This is a genomic window from Myceligenerans xiligouense, from assembly GCF_003814695.1.
Classification (GTDB): domain Bacteria; phylum Actinomycetota; class Actinomycetes; order Actinomycetales; family Cellulomonadaceae; genus Myceligenerans; species Myceligenerans xiligouense.
Genome location: NZ_RKQZ01000001.1, coordinates 1,909,044 through 1,925,503, shown reverse-complemented (window position 1 = coordinate 1,925,503; position 16,460 = coordinate 1,909,044). Strand labels below are relative to the sequence as shown.

The following is a 16,460-nucleotide window of genomic DNA, read 5'->3' as shown; positions in this document are numbered from 1 at the left end:
GTCGGTGCGGTCGGTTCGTTGTCCGCGCGGTCGGTCTCTCAGGAGGCCGACCGCACGGACACCGGACCGACGGCTCGACATGCGGCCGACCGCATCCCCATCCAGCACCTCCCCTGCCCCGAAGCCGCAAGCCCGGAAGCCGGAAGCCCGGAAGCCCGGAAGCCCGGAAGCCGCATTTTTTGCGCTTTGGGCCCTGTCGTCGCGATATCGTCCCGCCATGGTGATCGCGAAGCGCCCGCAGCGCCCGCAGTTCGTCGTCTGCGGGGACGGCCCGCTCGCGTTCCGCGTCTCGTTCGCGCTCAGCACTCGCTACCAGGGCGACGTCACCGTGATCCTGCCCTCCGCGGGCTCGAAGCACGGCGCCCAGATGGCCGCCCGGGACCACGTGCGCATCGTGGAGTCGGTGCGGCCCGACGCCGACGCCTTCCGGCGTGCCCGCCTCGACGACGCGGACGCCGTCGCGCTGCTCGACCAGGACGACGCGGGGAACATCGAGACCGCCCTGCTGGTCAACGAGCTGAAGCCGGGCGTACGGCTCGTGGTCCGCTTCTTCGACGACGAACTCGGCGCCGGCATCGCGGACCACCTGCCGAACTGCGACGTGTTGTCCGCGTCGAAGATCGCGGCCCCGTCGCTCGTCGCGCTCGCGCTGGGCGAGGCCCGGCACCTGGAGGTGCCCGGCATCGACCTGGTGGTCGGCAGGCCGAGCCAGCTGCCCGGCCGGCCGCTGTTCACGCTCGCGGCGCTCGACCGCGAGGAGGCGGTCGTGCTGCCCGACGACGACACCGGGCTGGAACCGAGGATCGCCGTCGCCGACGCGCCGCCCGACCCGGAGCCCTCGAAGCGCGTGCGCCGGCCGAACGGGCGCGTGTGGTACTTCGTGCGGCAGAACCTGAACCGGTACGTCTGGTACGCCCTCGCCGTCCTGGCACTCGTGATCGTCGCCGGGACGACCCTCGTGTCCCTCACCGAGCCGGCGCACTGGACGACCGCTCTCTACCGGGTCGTCCTCGACACCCTCGCGGGCGCCGACCCGGACGAGGAGGCCCGGTTCGTCACGCGGGGCGTGCAGGTGGTCGTCACCCTGATCAGCGTCGCCGTCATCCCGCTGCTCACGGCCGCGCTCGTGGACGCCGTCGTCCGCGCACGGCTCGCGGCGGCCACGTCGGGGCCCGGATCCCCGATGTCCGGTCACGTCGTGGTCGTGGGCCTGGGCGACGTCGGCACCCGGGTGCTCGCCACCCTCCTGGAGCGCGGTATCCCGGTGGTCGCGGTCAACCTGCGCGACGACGGCTCGCGCGGCATCCCGTTCGCCCGGGAGCACGGCGTTCCCGTGGTGATCGGCGACGGCAGGCGGACCGACGTGCTCAAGGCCGCCCAGGTAGGCACCGCCCGTGCGGTGATGGCGATGACCAGCGACGACGTCGCCAATATCGGTATCAGCATCGCCGCGGACTCCATCGACCGCGACCCGGGGGCCGGCCGGCTGAGCCGCGTGCTGCGCCTCTTCGACGAGGGCTTCGCCCGGCGCGTGCAGGGCCTCATCCCCGGTTCGGCGGCACGCAGTGCGTCGGCGCTCGCCTCCCCGGCCTTCGCGGCCTCGGTGATGGGGCCCGACGTGCTCGACACCGTGCCGTTCCGGGACCGCGTCCTGCTGGTCGCCGAGGTCCCGATGCACGCGCACTGCGAGCTCGAGCAGCGCCCCGCGCGTGAGGTGGACGTCCCGGGCGAGGTGCGCCTGCTCGCGGCCCGCCGCCGGCAGAAGGGCTTCGCCACCGACGTGTACTGGCCCGCGCCCACCACCCCGCTCCCGCACAACCACCACCTCATCGTCATCGCGACGCGCACGGGTTTGGAGCGCCTCCGCGCCCGGACCGCGGGCCCGGACCAGTGACCTACCGCACGTGGGGAGATTTCCCCATACCGACCTCGGACCGGCGGGCCTATAGTGAACTCGCTGGAGTGGATCGGTACGAACCGGGAGCAAGTGTGTGAGCGGAAACATGTACGGCGCGGACATCGAGCAGCTCCGCGCGCTGGCGACCGTGTTCGAGGACAAGTCGAACCAGCTCGGCGCCGCGGTCCAGGTGATCGCCGGCTCGGTCGACCAGATCCCGTGGTTCGGCCCCAGCGGCGAGATGTTCCGCGAGGAGTGGGAGGGCAGCCATGCCCCCGGGCTGCGCGACGCCGCCGACTCCCTCCGGGTCGCGGCCGACGCCGTCGTGCGCAACGCCGAGGCCCAGGACGAGACGAGCAACCAGTACGACGGCGGCATCATCGGCGGGCCGTACCCGGGCATCAATCCGTTCCCGGGGGCTTCCGGCTCCGGGACCGGCACGGCCGTCGAGAACGACAACTGGCTGAACGACCTGGTCGGCGAGACCGGCTGGTGGGCAAGCGTCGCCGGTGCGACCGAGTTCATCGCCGAGACCGCCTACCGCTACGGCACCGGCCTGTGGGGGCTCGCCGACGACATCCCGGCCGGTTTCGGCTGGGCCGGGAAGGCCATCGGCTGGGCGGGCGTCGCGCTCGGCGGCTGGACCATCGGCCAGGGCATCGCCGAGGGCGACTGGTGGAAGGTGGGCGACGGCGCGATCACCGCCGGCCTGGGCCTCGGCGCCGTCCTCGCGGGCGCGGCACTGGTCTCCAACCCCGTGGGCTGGGCCATCCTCGGCGCCGGCGCCGCGTGGGCGGTCGCGGACATCTTCATCGAGGGCAACATCACCGAGGCCGCGTGGAACCTGGCCACCGACGTGAACGAATGGGCCTGGGACACCGCGGGCGACGCCGCCGGCTGGGTGGGCGACACCGCCGGCGACGTGTGGGACGGCGCCACGGACGTGGCGGGCGACATCTACGATGCTGGCGGGGACCTGCTCGAGGGCGCGGGCGACTTCATCTCGGACATCACCCCGTGGTGACGGTTCCGGCACTGCCCGCTGACCCCGCACGCACCACCGGCGCACCATGGCCGCACGAGGAGGAAGAACGATGAACGAAGTGAAGCCTGGCCCGGCGGCCGGTCAGCAGGACGTCGCGATCGAGCTCACCGGGTTCGAGATCCTGACCCTGCTCTCGCTCGGAACCGACGACGCCGGCGCCGCCGGCACGCGCAACGCGCTGCACCTTCCCGAGATCCCCCAGGACTCGCCGCTGCTCTCCGCGGGCGTGAGCTCGCTCGTCGTGCGCAAGCTGGCCGTGCCGAACGAGGCCGAGCAGCAGCTCACTCCCCAGGGCAAGGTCCTCGCCCTGACGGCGGTCATGAACCAGGCGACCGAGTGGGTCGAGGCGTCCGGCGGCGCCGGGGACTCGGCGCACGCCGCCGTCCTGCTCAGGAGCCCGGCGGGTACGGCGCTTCTCGAGCCCAAGCCGTACGGCATCTGGCTGGCCCTGCCCCTGCCGGGTGACCGCGCCCTGTCGGAGCTGGCCTCCGACTACGTGAAGGCGGCCTTCGACGACGTGCCGGAGCGCCCGTTCGCGGGCACCGTCCGCGTGCTGGAGCCGACGGGGACGACGACGCGCGCCGCGGCCATCCGGGTCGACGAGAAGGACACCTGGGAGTTCACGAGCGGCACACCGGACGCCATGCCGGAACCCGTCGTCATCGACGCCGACCCGACCTTCCAGGTGGTGGCGAAGGGCCTCGCGGCATGAGCGGCCGCACGAACGGCCCCGGCGACGGACAGGGCCCGGCGAAGCGGGTCGACCCCGACAGCCCGGACGGGGCGCGTCGCGTCGCGATGATGTGGACGTTCTTCATCGGGGTGGGGCTGTTCGTCATCGGCCTCACCTGGGGCGGCTGGGCCACCGCTCAGGCGGGCGGGTACGAGGACAACTTCCGCGGGTTCGACGCCGGTGACCCGTTCCCCTGGGTTCCGGTGATCCTCGGCGGCGCGTTCAGCGTCTTCGCGTTCTTCCGCGCGGTCGGCAAGTGGTCCCGCTACGGGGAGATCCGCCGCCGGGACCGGTGACAAGTCGCGCGCCCGGGTGACACCCGGGACCGCCGTGGGCCGCCGTGCCGGCACCGCCCGCTCGCGGCGCGATGACAGCGGCCCTCGCGGGTGGACGGGTCAGGCGCCGACGAGGCTCTCACGGGACGCGCGGTCGGCCTTGTAGCTGTCGACCTCGGCCGCGTCGAAGCAGATGTCCGAGCCGACCATGTGGAAGTCGAGCTCGCCTGCCTCCAGCAGGTCGATGACGTGCAGGGACGAGACGCCGAGCCGGCGGGCCGCCTCGGCCGCCGTCAGGTCCTCACCGTGCGGGGCGGCGTCACCGCCGGACGGGGAGTCGGATGCTGGTTGCTGTGTGAATTCGCTCACAGGAAAAGTCTCGCGCAACCGGGCACCACGAGTCCAGTCGAAACGCTACGAAACCCGAGTCCTTTAGAAAAGGTTTTCCACCTTCACCCGGGCCCCGGGTCCGGGTGGTCCTCGCCAGGACCCGTTCGCGCGCACCGGCCGCTGCCCGTCAGCGCCTGCCGGCCGCTCGCCCTCACCGCACGCCGACCGGCTCCGTGTCGCCGCTCCGCCCGGCCCCGCCGAGCCCTCCGGTGGCACCGAGCCGCTCCCGTTCCTGGGCGACGATGGTCCGGCCCAGCTCGCCCTCGGAGGGCACGCCCGCGGCCGGGTCGTTCACCGCGACCGCGAGATCCGAGGTCTCGGTGATCTCCGACTGCCGCGCGAACTGCTCGAACAGCGCGGCCTTGGTGTCGAGGATCTCCATCATGCGCTGGTCCACGGAGTCGGCCACGAGCAGGCGGTGCACCTGCACGGTCCGGGTCTGCCCCATGCGGTGCGCGCGGGCCACCGCCTGGGCCTCGATGGTGGGCTTGACCTGCGGTTCGCAGAAGATCACCACGGAGGCCGCCTGCACGTTCAGTCCGACGCCCCCGGCGGTGATCTGGCTGACGAGCACGCGGGGGCCGTCCGGCGCCGACAGGCTGTCCACCATCTCCTGCCGTTCGGAGATCTTCACCTTCCCGGTGAGCGGCCCCGCGGCGACGTCGCCGAGCATCTCCATCACCTGTTCGAGCACGTCGAGGAAGTAGGAGAAGACGATGACGCGGCGGCCGTTCTCCGCGGCCTCGTCCACGAGCGCCCGCAGCCGCACGAGCTTCGCGGAGTCGTCGGCGCGCTCGACGGCGAACGCGGCGCGCCGCATCGCCATGAAGTTGCCCTCCGCGACCGCCCGCCCGTAGGCGGCGCCGTCGACGGTCCCGAACTCCTCCCACTCCTCGACCTGCACCAGGTCGGGCAGTTCGGTGAGCACGTCCTCGGTGTTGCGGCGCAGGTAGACGGGCGCGACGATGCGCCGGAACGCCTGCGCGCCGGACAGGTCGGCGTTCGGATCGAGCTGCCGGGCCACGGACGGCTGCAGGTAGCCGACCATCGCCTTGAACTCCGCGACCTTGTTCTCCATCGGCGTGCCGGACAGGAACAGCACACGGTCGGCCCGGTCGGACCACGAGCGGACCGTCTGCCCCCGCAGGGTCTCCGGGTTCTTCACGTAGTGCGCCTCGTCCACCACCATGAGCGTGGGGCTCAGGTCGGCGGGCAGGTCGAGTCGCCCGAGCATCTCGAAGGTCGTCACCCCGACCCCGCCCGCCTCGGCCCACGCGCGCGCCGCCGCGTCCCGGTCGCCGCCGTGCATCACGACGGCCCTCAGGCGGGAGTGCGTGGTCACCTCGCGGGCCCAGTTGGTGACCACGCTCGCCGGGCACACCACGAGGAAGTGCGCCGGGCCGTCGTCGTCGGGCCGGGTGGCCGCGAGGTGGGTCATCGTCGCGATGGACTGCATCGTCTTGCCGAGACCCATCTCGTCGCCGAGGATCGTGCGGCGCTGCACCAGGGCGTACTTCGCACCGAACGCCTGGTAGGCGCGCAGGTTGGCGTGCAGGAGGGAGCGGTCCAGCGGCTGCGCCTCGACCCGTCGCACGACGTCGGCCGGCAGGAAGCCCTCGGCCGCCTCATGGTCGTCGCCGAGGTCCACCACCTGGCTGAGCAGGCCGTAGTACTCGGCGGACCGCCGCTCGAAGTCCTCCCACACGTCGGCCGCGCCCCGCCGCCCGACGATCGTCCGCACCTGGCTCGCCGCGGCCGCCAGATCCGGGGACGACGCCGCGAGCGCGTTGCGCAGGGCGCCGATCGCGGCGGACGCCTCCGCCCGCCGGCCCGTGTCCGCGAGCAGACGCCGCCACCACCGTGTCAGGGCCTGCGCCGAGGCGATGTACTGCGGGAGGACCGCGTGGAGGCGTCGCGAGTCGTCGTAGTGCCGGTGCCGCGCGTCGGTGACGACGCCGAACATCCGCAGGGACCGCACCAGGTCGGTGGCGTACGGGTCGTCCGGGTCGACGTCGATCCGGAAGCGCAGGTCCGCGTCGACCTCGTCAGACAGCTCGGCGGCCGCCGCGAACGCCGGACGCGCCGTCGTCTCCCCGATGCCGGCCTCGACCAGCCCGTCGACGCCGGCCTCCAGCACCTGCGGGACGTCGCGGAAGCCCTTCTTGCGCAGCACCGCGACCCGGAGCTTCTTGCGCCGCTTCTCGAGTTCCTCGACGCCCACCGTGCGCAGTTCCGTCTGCACGCGCACCTGCCGCGCGGCGAGATACGTCTCGCGCACCTTGTCGCGATACGGCCCGTCGGAGGCGAGCAGCAGGCGTGCGTCCGCCAGCCGGGCGGTCGCCTCCTCCACGACCCGTCGCGCCTCGCGGCTCTTGATCGGAACACCCTGGGAAGTCTCAGTCATCGCGGCGCCAGCGTACCCGCCGTGTCCGACATTCCCGATCAGATCACGATCCGCTTCCAGTCCGGGTCCGACGGCGTCCCCGTGAAGTCCATCCGCACGCGGCCCGGCTCCCGGCCGAGCGCCAGCAGGGTCGCCGACACCGACGCGAACACCCGCCCGTCGGGCAGCTCGTGCCGCACGAGCAGGGCCCGCGGGTCGTCCTCCGCCAGTGCGTCGCCGCGCAGCAGCTCCGTCCAGCCGCCCCACCACTCCGCGGTCGGGGCGGGCATCCGCGACGCGCGCGCGGCGTCCGGAGACGAGGGCCGGGGCCCGTCCGGTCGCGGCCCGCCGGCCGTGCCGAGCAGCGGCGCGAAGTGGGGCACCAGCGGATCGTCGACGACGTCGAGCCCCTCGTTCGTGACGATGTGGTCACCGGGCGGGATCTCGACGTCGGTCACCTCGTGGCCGTCCCAGGAGACGAGCCGCGCACCGTCCGCGTCGGCGACCAGCAGGTGCACCACCTCGTACGCACGCAACCGGTCGGCTTCCGGCACACCGGACGTGAGCGCCCGCAGGGGCAGCCGCCCGCGGCTGGGTCTCGTGGACGACGGCGGGCTGCCCGGCGAGGACTGGTCGAGGCGGTTCATGAAGCTCCCGTTGAGCACCGCGGCGACACCTGGCCGACCCGGCCCACCCGGCTCGCTCGAGCCGCCACGGCGCACGGCCAGCCACGTCCCCCCGGCCACCAGGTCCCGGCCGCCCACCAGGCCCGGGGCCTCCTGCGGCCAGTACTCCCCCGGCGGCTCCCACGGCCGGTCGGCCACCTCGTCCCGGACGGCGGCCAGCAGGAGCGGCCAGTCGGCCGCCGGATCGAGACGCAACAGCACGGTGCACACGCGGCGAGCCTACGCGCTCACCGGGCCGGGCCTCGATGCTCCCGCAGCGGGCCGGCTCCCAACCGCACGGCTCGTGTCGTGAACGGTTGCCAGGACGCGCTCAGCACTCCGCGAGCGCCGCCAGCGTGTCGCGGACGGCGTCGGCAGCGGTCAGGCGCTGGGACACGGCGATCTGCTCGCGGCTCGCGTGGTCCAGGAACGCGGCGTCCAGGCCGACGTGGACGTGCCGGGTGCGGATGCCCTGCTCGCCGGCGCGCTGCGCGAGGAGCGCGCCCACGCCGCCGTCGGACAGGCCGTCCTCGATCGTGACGACGAGGTCGTGCTCCCCGGCGAGCTTGACGAGGGCGGCGGGGATGGGCAGCACCCAGGTGGGCGCGGCGACGGTGGCCTCCAGGCCGTGCTCGGCGAGCGCGGCGCCGGCGTCGAGCCCGGCCTGGGCCATCGCGCCGATCCCGACGACGAGGACGCGCCGGGTGGCGGCGGGCGCGGCGCCCGCGCGGGCGGTCACGCCGCCGGGCTTCGGTGCGAGGCGTCCGATGACGTCGACGCCGTCGAGTTCCTCGACGCACGGGATGTCCTCGCCGATGGCGCCCTTGGGGTAGCGCACGACGGTGGGGGCGTCGTCGATGTCGACGCTCGCGCGCAGGGCGGCGCGGAGGGTGGGTTCGTCGCGCGGGGCGGCGAGGCGCAGGCCGGGGACGACGCGGAGCATGGCCATGTCCCACATGCCGTTGTGGCTGGCGCCGTCCGCGCCCGTGATGCCGGCGCGGTCGAGCACGAACGTGACGCCGGCCTTGTGCAGGGCGACGTCCATGAGGACCTGGTCGAACGCCCGGTTGAGGAAGGTGGCGTAGACGGCCACGACCGGGTGCAGCCCGGCGTACGCCATGCCGGCCGCGGAGGTGGCGGCGTGCTGCTCGGCGATGCCGACGTCGAACGTGCGCTCGGGGAACTCCTTCGCGAACGGCGCGAGGCCGACGGGGTGCAGCATGGCGGCGGTGATCGCCACGACGTCGGGACGACGGCGGCCGATCCGCACGATCTCGTCGGCGAACACCTTGGTCCAGCCGAACCGGGACTGCGCGACGGGCAGGCCGGTCTCCGGGTGGATGACGCCGACGGCGTGGAAGCGGTCGGCGATGTCCTCCTCCGCGGGCTTGTAGCCGCGGCCCTTCTCGGTGATGGCGTGCACGATGACGGGCTTGCCGTACGCCTTGGCGCGGCGCAGGACGTGTTCCATGGCGGCGGTGTCGTGCCCGTCCACGGGGCCGATGTACTTGATGCCGAGGTCCTCGAACATGCCCTGGGGCGCGATGACGTCCTTGATGCCCTTCTTGAAGCCGTGCATCCAGCGCCAGGCGAAGCGTCCGGGCGCTCCGGAGCGCGTCAGGGTGCGGGTGCCCCAGTCGAGGAACGCCTCGTAACCCTGCGTGGTGCGCAGCGTGTCGAGGTGGTTCGCGAGACCGCCGATCGTGGGCGAGTAGGAGCGGCCGTTGTCGTTGACCACGATGACGAGGCGGCGGTCCGGGCTCTCGGCGATGTTGTTGAGGGCTTCCCAGGCCATGCCGCCGGTCAGGGCGCCGTCGCCGATGACAGCGACGACGTGGCGGTCGTGGCGGCGGGAGACGACGTTCGCCCTGGCGATGCCGTCCGCCCAGGACAGGGCGGTGGACGCGTGGGAGTTCTCCACGACGTCGTGCTCGGACTCCGTGCGGGACGGGTAGCCGGACAGGCCGCCCTTCTGCCGCAGGCGGGAGAAGTCCTGGCGCCCGGTGAGCAGCTTGTGCACGTAGGACTGGTGGCCGGTGTCGAAGACCAGGGTGTCGCGCGGGGAGGAGAAGACCCGGTGCATGGCGATGGTGAGCTCGACGACGCCGAGGTTGGGGCCGAGGTGCCCGCCGGTGCGGGAGACGTTCTCCACGAGGAAGTCGCGGATCTCCTGCGCGAGCTCTCCGAGCTGGCCGGGCGTCAGCTTCCGGACGTCCTCGGGCGAGCTGATGCCGCTCAGCAGTGCCATGTCGTTCCTTCCCCGCGGCCCCGTCCGTTGCGGGCCGGGCGCGCACACTCGTCGTCGTCCCCCTGCACCGCGCCGGCGACCACTGCGCCACACACGGCAAGGTGTCATCGTACGTACCCGGGCCGGGCCGGACGAACTCCGCGCCCCGAGTTCCACACCAGTGTCACCCAACGGCCATAGTCTGGCATCGTGCGATTCCTCCCGGGCCAGGCCCCTTCCCACGACCTCACCTACGGCGACGTGTTCCTCGTCCCGTCCCGGTCGGACGTCTCCTCGCGGTTCGACGTCGACCTCGCCACCACCGACGGCTGCGGCACCACCATCCCCGTCGTCGTGGCGAACATGACCGCCGTGGCCGGCCGCCGCATGGCCGAGACCGTGGCGCGGCGGGGCGGGCTGGCGATCCTGCCGCAGGACGTGCCCGCAGGCGTCGTCGCCGACGTGGTGGCGGGCGTCAAGGCGAAGGACCCGGTGGTGGAGACGCCGGTGGTCGTGTCGCCCGACGACACCGTGTACACCGCCCTGACGCTCCTGGGCAAACGTGCGCACGGCGCCGCCGTGGTGACCGAGCATCGGCGGCCGGTCGGCGTCGTGACCGCGGCCGACTGCCTCGACGTGGACCGGTTCGCGCAGGTGCGGACGGTCATGTCGGGCGAGCCGCTGGTGATCGACGCGGAACTGCTGGAGGGCGGCGACGGGACCGGCGGGCCGTCCGGGGCGGGCGCGGCGGGCGCCGGTCTGCGGCGGGCCTTCGACACGCTGCACGGCGCGCATCTGCAGTTCGCGCCCGTGGTGCGCGACGGGATCCTGACCGGGGTCCTGACCCGCAAGGGCGCGGTGCGCTCGTCGGTCTACGCCCCCGCGCTGGACGATCGGGGCCGGCTCCGCGTGGGTGCCGCGGTCGGGATCAACGGCGACGTCGCGGCCAAGACGAAGGACCTGCTCGCGGCCGGGGTCGACGTGCTCGTCGTGGACACGGCGCACGGCCACCAGGACCGGATGCTCGCCGCGCTCGACGCGGTGCGGTCCGTGGACCCGTCCGTGCCGGTCGTGGCCGGGAACGTGGTGACCGCGGCGGGGGTGCGCGACCTCGTGGCGGCCGGCGCCGATATCGTGAAGGTCGGGGTGGGGCCCGGCGCCATGTGCACCACGCGCATGCAGACGGCCGTCGGGCGGCCGCAGTTCTCGGCGGTGCTCGAGTGCGCCGAGGCGGCGCGCGAGCTCGGCAAGCACGTGTGGGCCGACGGCGGTGTGCGCCACCCGCGCGACGTCGCCCTGGCGCTGGCCGCCGGCGCGTCGCAGGTGATGATCGGATCCTGGTTCGCCGGGACCTTCGAGTCGCCGGGCGACCTGCGCGAGGACGGGAACGGGCGCCTGTACAAGGACTCGTTCGGGATGGCGTCGGCGCGCGCGGTGGCGGCGCGGACCGCCGGGGAGGGCGCCGCGTTCGACCGGGCCCGCAAGGCCCTGTACGAGGAGGGCATCTCGACCGGACGCATGTACCTGGACCCGCAGCGGCCCGGTGTCGAGGACCTGCTGGACGAGATCACGTCCGGGCTGCGGTCGTCGTGCACCTACGCGGGGGCGCGGAGCCTCGCGGAGTTCGCCGAGCGCGCGGTGGTGGGCATCCAGTCCGCGGCGGGCTACGAGGAGGGGCGCCCGGTCGAGACCAACTGGTGAACCGCCGCCACGGTCGGCACACCGGTCCGGCGTTCCCGGCGGGCCCGGAACCACCACGCCCGATACCAGTAGCGCGATCGGCACGAGCGCGACGCCGTGGCCCGAACCGCCGGTGCCCAACCGCAGTGGCCCGAACCGCAGTTCCACGTCGCCCCCCCCTGACGGGCCCTTTCCGCCTGCCGAACCGCAGCCTCCGCCCGCCCCCGCCGCCGAACCGCACGCCTGGCCCCTTTCAAGCTGCCGAACCGCATGATGAATCGTGCCAAAGCCGCGTTGGCACGATTCATCATGCGGTTCGGCAGCCAGAGGCGGGCTGAAACTGCGGTTCGGCGAACCGAAAAAGGGCGAAACTGCGGCTCGGCGGCGGCGACCGGCGAGAGACGAGAGGCGACCGGCGACCGGCGAGCGGCGAGCGGCGAGCGGCGAGCGGCGAGCGGCGACCGGCGGGAGCAGGGTGGGGTTCGGCAGGTGTCGGGACGGGGCAGCCGCCCTGCGGAGGTAGCCTCGTCGGATGAGCACGTCACCTGCGGCCTCCCCCGCGCGCACGCAGTTGGAAGAGCTGGCCGCAGCCGGTTTCCCGGACCCGTGGCGGCATGCGCGCGGCAAGTTCTCGGGCACGGCCCGGGCGGCGGCGGTGCTGATCCTGTTCGGCGTGCTCGACCAGCTCCCCGCCGATCACCACGCCCAGGCCGAGGCGGTCCGTGACGATCTCGACGTCCTGCTGCTGGCGCGCGCCGCGACGCTGCGGTCCCACGCCGGTCAGGTGGCGTTCCCGGGCGGCCGGGCCGACGACGGCGAGACCATGGTGGACACCGCTCTGCGCGAGGCCGAGGAGGAGACGGGGCTCGACCCGGGCGGCGTCGAGGTGCTCGGCGAGTTCGACCCGCTGCCGATGCCCGCGTCGAACCACGTGGTCACCCCGGTGCTGGGCTGGTGGACCAAGCCGACGCCCGTGGGAGTGGTGGACGAGGCGGAGTCGTCGCACGTCTTCCGCGCGCCGGTCGCGGACCTGCTGAACCCGGACTCGCGGGTCACGGTGGTCGTGGGCCAGAAGGGCCGCTCCTACCGGGGCCCGGGATTCCAGATCTCCGACGGCACGACGACGCACCTGGTGTGGGGCTTCACCGGCGGCATCCTGGACGCGCTGTTCGACGCCCTGGGCTGGGCCGAGGAATGGGACCGCACCCGCGAGCTCCAGCTGCGGCCCTGAGCACCCCTGCCGAAGGAGAATCCGTGGTCGCCGCCGATATCGACATCAGCACCGGGCTTGCCCGGGATCTGCTCGCCGAGCAGCATCCCGACCTCGCCACGCTGCCGCTGGAGGTGGTGGCCAACGGCTGGGACAACGTGATGCTGCGGCTCGGCCCGCTGCCCGACGGCCGCAACCTGGCACTCCGCCTCCCCCGGCGCGAAGCCGCCGCCCACCTGATCGAGCACGAACAGGCCGCGCTCCCCCGCCTCGCGCCGAGGCTCGAGACGACCGGGATCGCGTTCCCCCTCCCGGTGCGCCACGGGCATCCCAGCGAGCGCCTGGGATTCCCGTGGTCGTGGAACATCATCCGGTGGGTGGACGGCGTGACCGCGTCCCGCACCGACGTCGCCGGGCGGGCGGCCTGGGCGGGAGAGCTCGCGAACTTCCTCGTCACGCTGCACGTCCCGGCCGACACCGCTCCGCCGAACCCGTTGCGGGGAGTTCCGCTGGCCGCGCGGCCCGACGCCGCGGATCCCGCCGTTTTCGCCGCACGTCTGGCACGCGTGCCCGAGGCGCTGCGTGGCGCCGCGACCCGCCTCTGGCAGGAGGCGATCGCCGCTCCGGCCCACGGCGGCCCGGACGTCTGGCTGCACGGGGACCCGCACCCGGGCAACCTGGTGGTCCGCGAGTCCGCGCGGGGTCAGGAACTCGCCGCCGTCGTCGACTTCGGGGACGTCACGTCCGGCGATCCGGCGTCCGACCTCGCGACCGCCTGGCTCACCTTCGACGCCGAGGGCCACGCGCGTTTCCGCGCCGCCGTGGACGCGGGCGCGCGGGACGGTCGCGGCTGGGACGAGGCCACCTGGACGCGCTCCCGGGCCTGGGCCCTGATGTACGCGACGAACATGCTGGCGCACCCCGACGAGCACCCCTGGCTGGTCCCGATCGGTGAGCACGGCCTGCGGCGCCTGCTCGCCGACGACGAGTGACCACCCGACGACCGCCACGGGACGGCCCGGCACCCGGCCGCTCCACGCCCGACGGCTCAGCCCTCGGCCGCTCGACGCCCGACGGCTCGGCACCCGGCCGCTGAGCCCCGGCGGCCGACCACCCGTCCGCTCAGCCCTCGGCCGCTCGGCACCCGGCCGCTCGGCACCCGGCCGCTGAGCACCGGTGGCTGACCACCCGTCCGCTCAGCGCAGCGCGGCCGGGTCCGCGCCGCGGGCCTCCAGGAGCGTCCGCACCGCCGCCCGGGTGCGCGCGTACACCCGGTCGTCGCCGAGCAGGAGCGAACGGTCGTTCGCGGCGTTGAGCAGCGCGTTGACCTCGAAGGCCACCTGCTGCGGATCCGTGCCCGCGGACAGTTCGCCGGCCTCGACCGCGACCGCCACCTGGTGCGCCAGGTAGCCGTCCCACTCGGCCTGCGCCTCGACGACGGCGTCACGCACCGGACCTGGTCGCATGTCGAACTCGATCTCGACGGTACGGAAGAAGCAACCGCCTCGGAACACCCGCCGACGCGAGTAGTCGATCCACCGGCTGACCAGCTCCCAGACTCGGGCGAGACCCCGTTCCGCGCCCCTCGCCGGGACGATGACCGACTCGGCGTAGACCTCCCGCGCCCGCGCGACGACGGCGAGCTGCAGCCCTTCCTTCGAGCCGAACAGCCCCGCGATCGCGCTCTTGTTCACGGGGGCCGACGCCGCCAGCCCGCCGAGCGACAGCGCGTCCAGCCCGTTCACCGAGGCGTCCTGCACGGCCTGGTCCAGCACCGCGCGCCGGGTCCGGTCGCCGCGGACGCGGCGCAGGTCGGTAGTCATGGAACCAAGTGTACGACCGTACGGACATGCTGTACCGTGAGAAACAATCCGATCGATCGTTCAGATACTCCGGGAGGACTCGTGACCACCCTGCGCCACCTCGCCCACGTGCCCGCGCCGCTCGCCGCCGAGATCGCCGCCTGGGCCGCCTTTCGGCTCGGACCGCCCGCCCCCGTGCGCCCGCACGAGCGTGAGGTTCATCAGGCGTCCCGCCGGAGCACCCTCGGCCACCGCCACGGCGCCGACGGCCGGCGGGCGGACGTCGTCGTGCACACGTGGGGCGATCCGGAGGCCCCTGCCGTGCTGCTCGTGCACGGCTGGCAGTCCCGCGCCTCGTTCTTCGCGCCGTTGATCTCCGACCTCCTCGCCGCCGGACGGCGCGTCGTCGCCTACGACGCCCCCGGGCACGGTGACTCCGGCGGCAGGCGACGCACCCTGGCCGACGACGTCGCGATCATCCACCGACTGTCCGCCGCGGAGCCCGGCGGCTGGGAGGGCGTCGTCGCACACTCGGCCGGCGTGCTCGGCGCCGGGGTCGCCCTGGCCGACGGGGTCCTCGCGCACCGGTTCGCGGGACTGGCCGGGATCTCCTCGGTCACCGCGATCAACGACGGATTCTTCGCGTTCACGGGGACGCCACCGGCGCTGCGCCGGCGGTACGACGCCGTGGTGCGGCGGCGCCGCTTCCCCGACGAGCCCGACATCTACGAGCGCTACGACCTCACGCGCCGCCCCGTTCCGGCGACGATCCCCGCGCTGTTCGTGCACGACGCCGCCGACAGGCGCGTCTCCCACCTCCAGTCCGAGCTGCTCCTGGCCGCGCACGCCGACTCGGCCGAGCTCGTCACCACCACGGGGCTCGGTCACAACCGGATCGTGCGCGACGACACCGTGCGGCGCCGGGCCGTCGAGCACATCACCGCCGTGAAGCCCAGTAACCTTCCTTGACCTGCGCTTTTCCCCTACACTGATGTCGCGTTCGTCCGGCTTGCTGGATTCCTTCCTCCGCCGGGTCCGCCGAGGCACGCGACCGACGAGTGAGGAAAGCATGTCAGCCGAACACGCCCGGGATGCAGCCATCGCCGCGATCGTTCTCGCCGGCCTCGGGGGCCTGTGGTTCGCGTGGTCGCAGCGCCACATCCGAGGGCTGTGGATGCTCGGGCCGATCGTGGGAGTGGTGAGCGCGGTGGTGACCGCCGTCAGCGGGGGCCTCGAGGTCATCGAGACGTGGGACACGGGAACCGCCGTCGACGGCGGGACGATCGGCCTGTACGCCGTCGCGTTCGGGCTCCAGGCGGCGATCACGCGGCTGATCACCGGGGCCCTCGCGGCGCGCGACCTGACCCGGCTCGTGCCGGCGACGGTCGCGCTGTCGATGACGATCCACCTCGTGGTGCTCGCCGAGCTGCTCGGGGTGCACGACCTCTACCTCGTGGCCCTGATCTGCCTGGCGGCGATCGTGCTCGCGTGGCCGATCGCCGCTGTCGCCCGGCTCATGTCACCGAGCGGCGCCCCGATGATCCACCCGACGACGGGCATCCTCATGGGCGTGATCCTCCTCGGCGCGGCGGCGCGGGCCCTCGCCTGAGGGGCCCCGCCCCGGGCGCGCGCCGCGCCCGTGCGCTGCCCGGCCTCGCGCGATGCCTCGCGCGCCGCCGCTCACAGCTCACAGCTCACAGCTCACAGCTCACAGCTCACAGCTCACAAAACGATCTGCGCGATCGCGCCCGGGTTCCAGGCGACCTCCCAGGAGTAGCCGTCCGGATCCGTGAAATAGCCCGTGTAGCCGCCCCACTCCCGGTCCTGGGGTGCGTGCGGAGTACCGGCACCGGCCGCCGCGGCGGTGGCGAGCACCGCGTTCACGTCCTCGCGGTGCGGCACGTTGTGCGCGAGGGTGATCGGTGCGACGCCCGCGCCCTGTCGCACGGCACCGACCTCCTGCTCGAAATCGTCCCGCGCCCAGAACGAGAGCAGGAGATGCTCGCCGGCCTGGATCATGAGGACCTCGCCGGGCTCCTCGAACGCGGGAGTCCAGCCGAGTCCGTCGACGTAGAAGGCCCGCGAGACGGCGACGTCCCGCACCGCGAGCGTGATGAGGCTGATGCGCTGTTCCATGCCCCGACCCTGCCACT

15 protein-coding genes are annotated in these 16,460 nt (G+C 73.4%); 9 read left to right on the top strand and 6 right to left on the bottom strand.

What is annotated here, in order from left to right; all coding sequences use genetic code 11:
• Positions 1-217 precede the first annotated feature (217 nt).
• The 4 genes from EDD34_RS08225 to EDD34_RS08210 all read left to right on the top strand — a co-directional run bounded on the left by EDD34_RS08225 (position 218) and on the right by EDD34_RS08210 (position 3,971).
• Positions 218-1,894 carry an NAD-binding protein gene (locus tag EDD34_RS08225; protein WP_170177006.1) on the top strand — a complete coding sequence of 559 codons (1,677 nt, stop codon included), beginning with the start codon at positions 218-220 and terminating at the stop codon, positions 1,892-1,894.
• A 97-nt stretch (positions 1,895-1,991) separates the two neighbouring features.
• Positions 1,992-2,921, top strand: a complete 930-nt coding sequence (locus EDD34_RS20870) for a hypothetical protein (RefSeq protein ID WP_211341527.1) — start codon at positions 1,992-1,994, stop codon at positions 2,919-2,921.
• Between the two features lie 70 nt (positions 2,922-2,991).
• Positions 2,992-3,654: a hypothetical protein gene (locus EDD34_RS08215; RefSeq protein ID WP_123814135.1), complete on the top strand. Its 663-nt coding sequence runs from the start codon at positions 2,992-2,994 to the stop codon at positions 3,652-3,654.
• Complete coding sequence (locus EDD34_RS08210) at positions 3,651-3,971, top strand: hypothetical protein (RefSeq protein ID WP_123814134.1); 321 nt, start codon at positions 3,651-3,653, stop codon at positions 3,969-3,971. Before EDD34_RS08215 ends, EDD34_RS08210 begins: the two co-directional genes overlap by 4 nt.
• Before the next feature lie 99 nt (positions 3,972-4,070).
• Here EDD34_RS08210 and EDD34_RS08205 read toward each other — a convergent pair whose 3' ends face one another.
• The 4 genes from EDD34_RS08205 to dxs form a co-directional block, all read right to left on the bottom strand.
• Positions 4,071-4,319, bottom strand: coding sequence for an excisionase family DNA-binding protein (locus EDD34_RS08205; RefSeq protein ID WP_170177005.1), 249 nt, complete (start codon positions 4,317-4,319; stop codon positions 4,071-4,073).
• Between the two features lie 172 nt (positions 4,320-4,491).
• Positions 4,492-6,744 (bottom strand): DEAD/DEAH box helicase, encoded by a 2,253-nt coding sequence (locus EDD34_RS08200; RefSeq protein ID WP_123814132.1) that lies wholly within the window; start codon positions 6,742-6,744, stop codon positions 4,492-4,494.
• Positions 6,745-6,782: 38 nt separating this feature from the next.
• Entirely contained in the window at positions 6,783-7,619 is an 837-nt protein-coding gene (locus EDD34_RS08195; protein ID WP_123814131.1) for an NRDE family protein, read from the bottom strand.
• Positions 7,620-7,719: 100 nt separating this feature from the next.
• Positions 7,720-9,636, bottom strand: a complete 1,917-nt coding sequence (gene dxs / locus EDD34_RS08190) for a 1-deoxy-D-xylulose-5-phosphate synthase (RefSeq protein ID WP_123814130.1) — start codon at positions 9,634-9,636, stop codon at positions 7,720-7,722.
• A gap of 189 nt (positions 9,637-9,825) precedes the next feature.
• Between dxs and EDD34_RS08185 the strand changes: the two genes are divergently transcribed.
• The 3 genes from EDD34_RS08185 (at position 9,826) to EDD34_RS08170 (ending at position 13,497) form a co-directional block, all read left to right on the top strand.
• Positions 9,826-11,316 (top strand): GuaB1 family IMP dehydrogenase-related protein, encoded by a 1,491-nt coding sequence (locus tag EDD34_RS08185; RefSeq protein WP_123814129.1) that lies wholly within the window; start codon positions 9,826-9,828, stop codon positions 11,314-11,316.
• A 511-nt stretch (positions 11,317-11,827) separates the two neighbouring features.
• Positions 11,828-12,526 carry an NUDIX hydrolase gene (locus EDD34_RS08175; protein WP_123814128.1) on the top strand — a complete coding sequence of 233 codons (699 nt, stop codon included), beginning with the start codon at positions 11,828-11,830 and terminating at the stop codon, positions 12,524-12,526.
• Between the two features lie 23 nt (positions 12,527-12,549).
• A complete protein-coding gene (locus tag EDD34_RS08170) occupies positions 12,550-13,497 on the top strand; it encodes an aminoglycoside phosphotransferase family protein (RefSeq protein ID WP_246012252.1) in 948 nt (315 codons plus the stop codon).
• Between the two features lie 204 nt (positions 13,498-13,701).
• Here the strand turns inward: EDD34_RS08170 and EDD34_RS08165 are convergent, their stop codons facing one another.
• Complete coding sequence (locus tag EDD34_RS08165; protein ID WP_123814126.1) at positions 13,702-14,328, bottom strand: TetR/AcrR family transcriptional regulator; 627 nt, start codon at positions 14,326-14,328, stop codon at positions 13,702-13,704.
• Positions 14,329-14,409: 81 nt separating this feature from the next.
• On the opposite strand from EDD34_RS08165, the gene EDD34_RS08160 reads away from it, so the two are divergent.
• Together EDD34_RS08160 and EDD34_RS08155 are read left to right on the top strand one after the other, a co-directional pair.
• On the top strand, positions 14,410-15,276 hold the full coding sequence (locus tag EDD34_RS08160; RefSeq protein WP_170177004.1) for an alpha/beta fold hydrolase: 867 nt from the start codon (positions 14,410-14,412) through the stop codon (positions 15,274-15,276).
• A gap of 100 nt (positions 15,277-15,376) precedes the next feature.
• A complete protein-coding gene (locus tag EDD34_RS08155) occupies positions 15,377-15,916 on the top strand; it encodes a hypothetical protein (protein ID WP_123814125.1) in 540 nt (179 codons plus the stop codon).
• 113 nt (positions 15,917-16,029) lie between these two features.
• On the opposite strand, the gene EDD34_RS08150 is transcribed toward EDD34_RS08155, so the two are convergent.
• Positions 16,030-16,443, bottom strand: a complete 414-nt coding sequence (locus tag EDD34_RS08150) for a VOC family protein (RefSeq protein WP_123814124.1) — start codon at positions 16,441-16,443, stop codon at positions 16,030-16,032.
• Positions 16,444-16,460 lie beyond the last annotated feature (17 nt).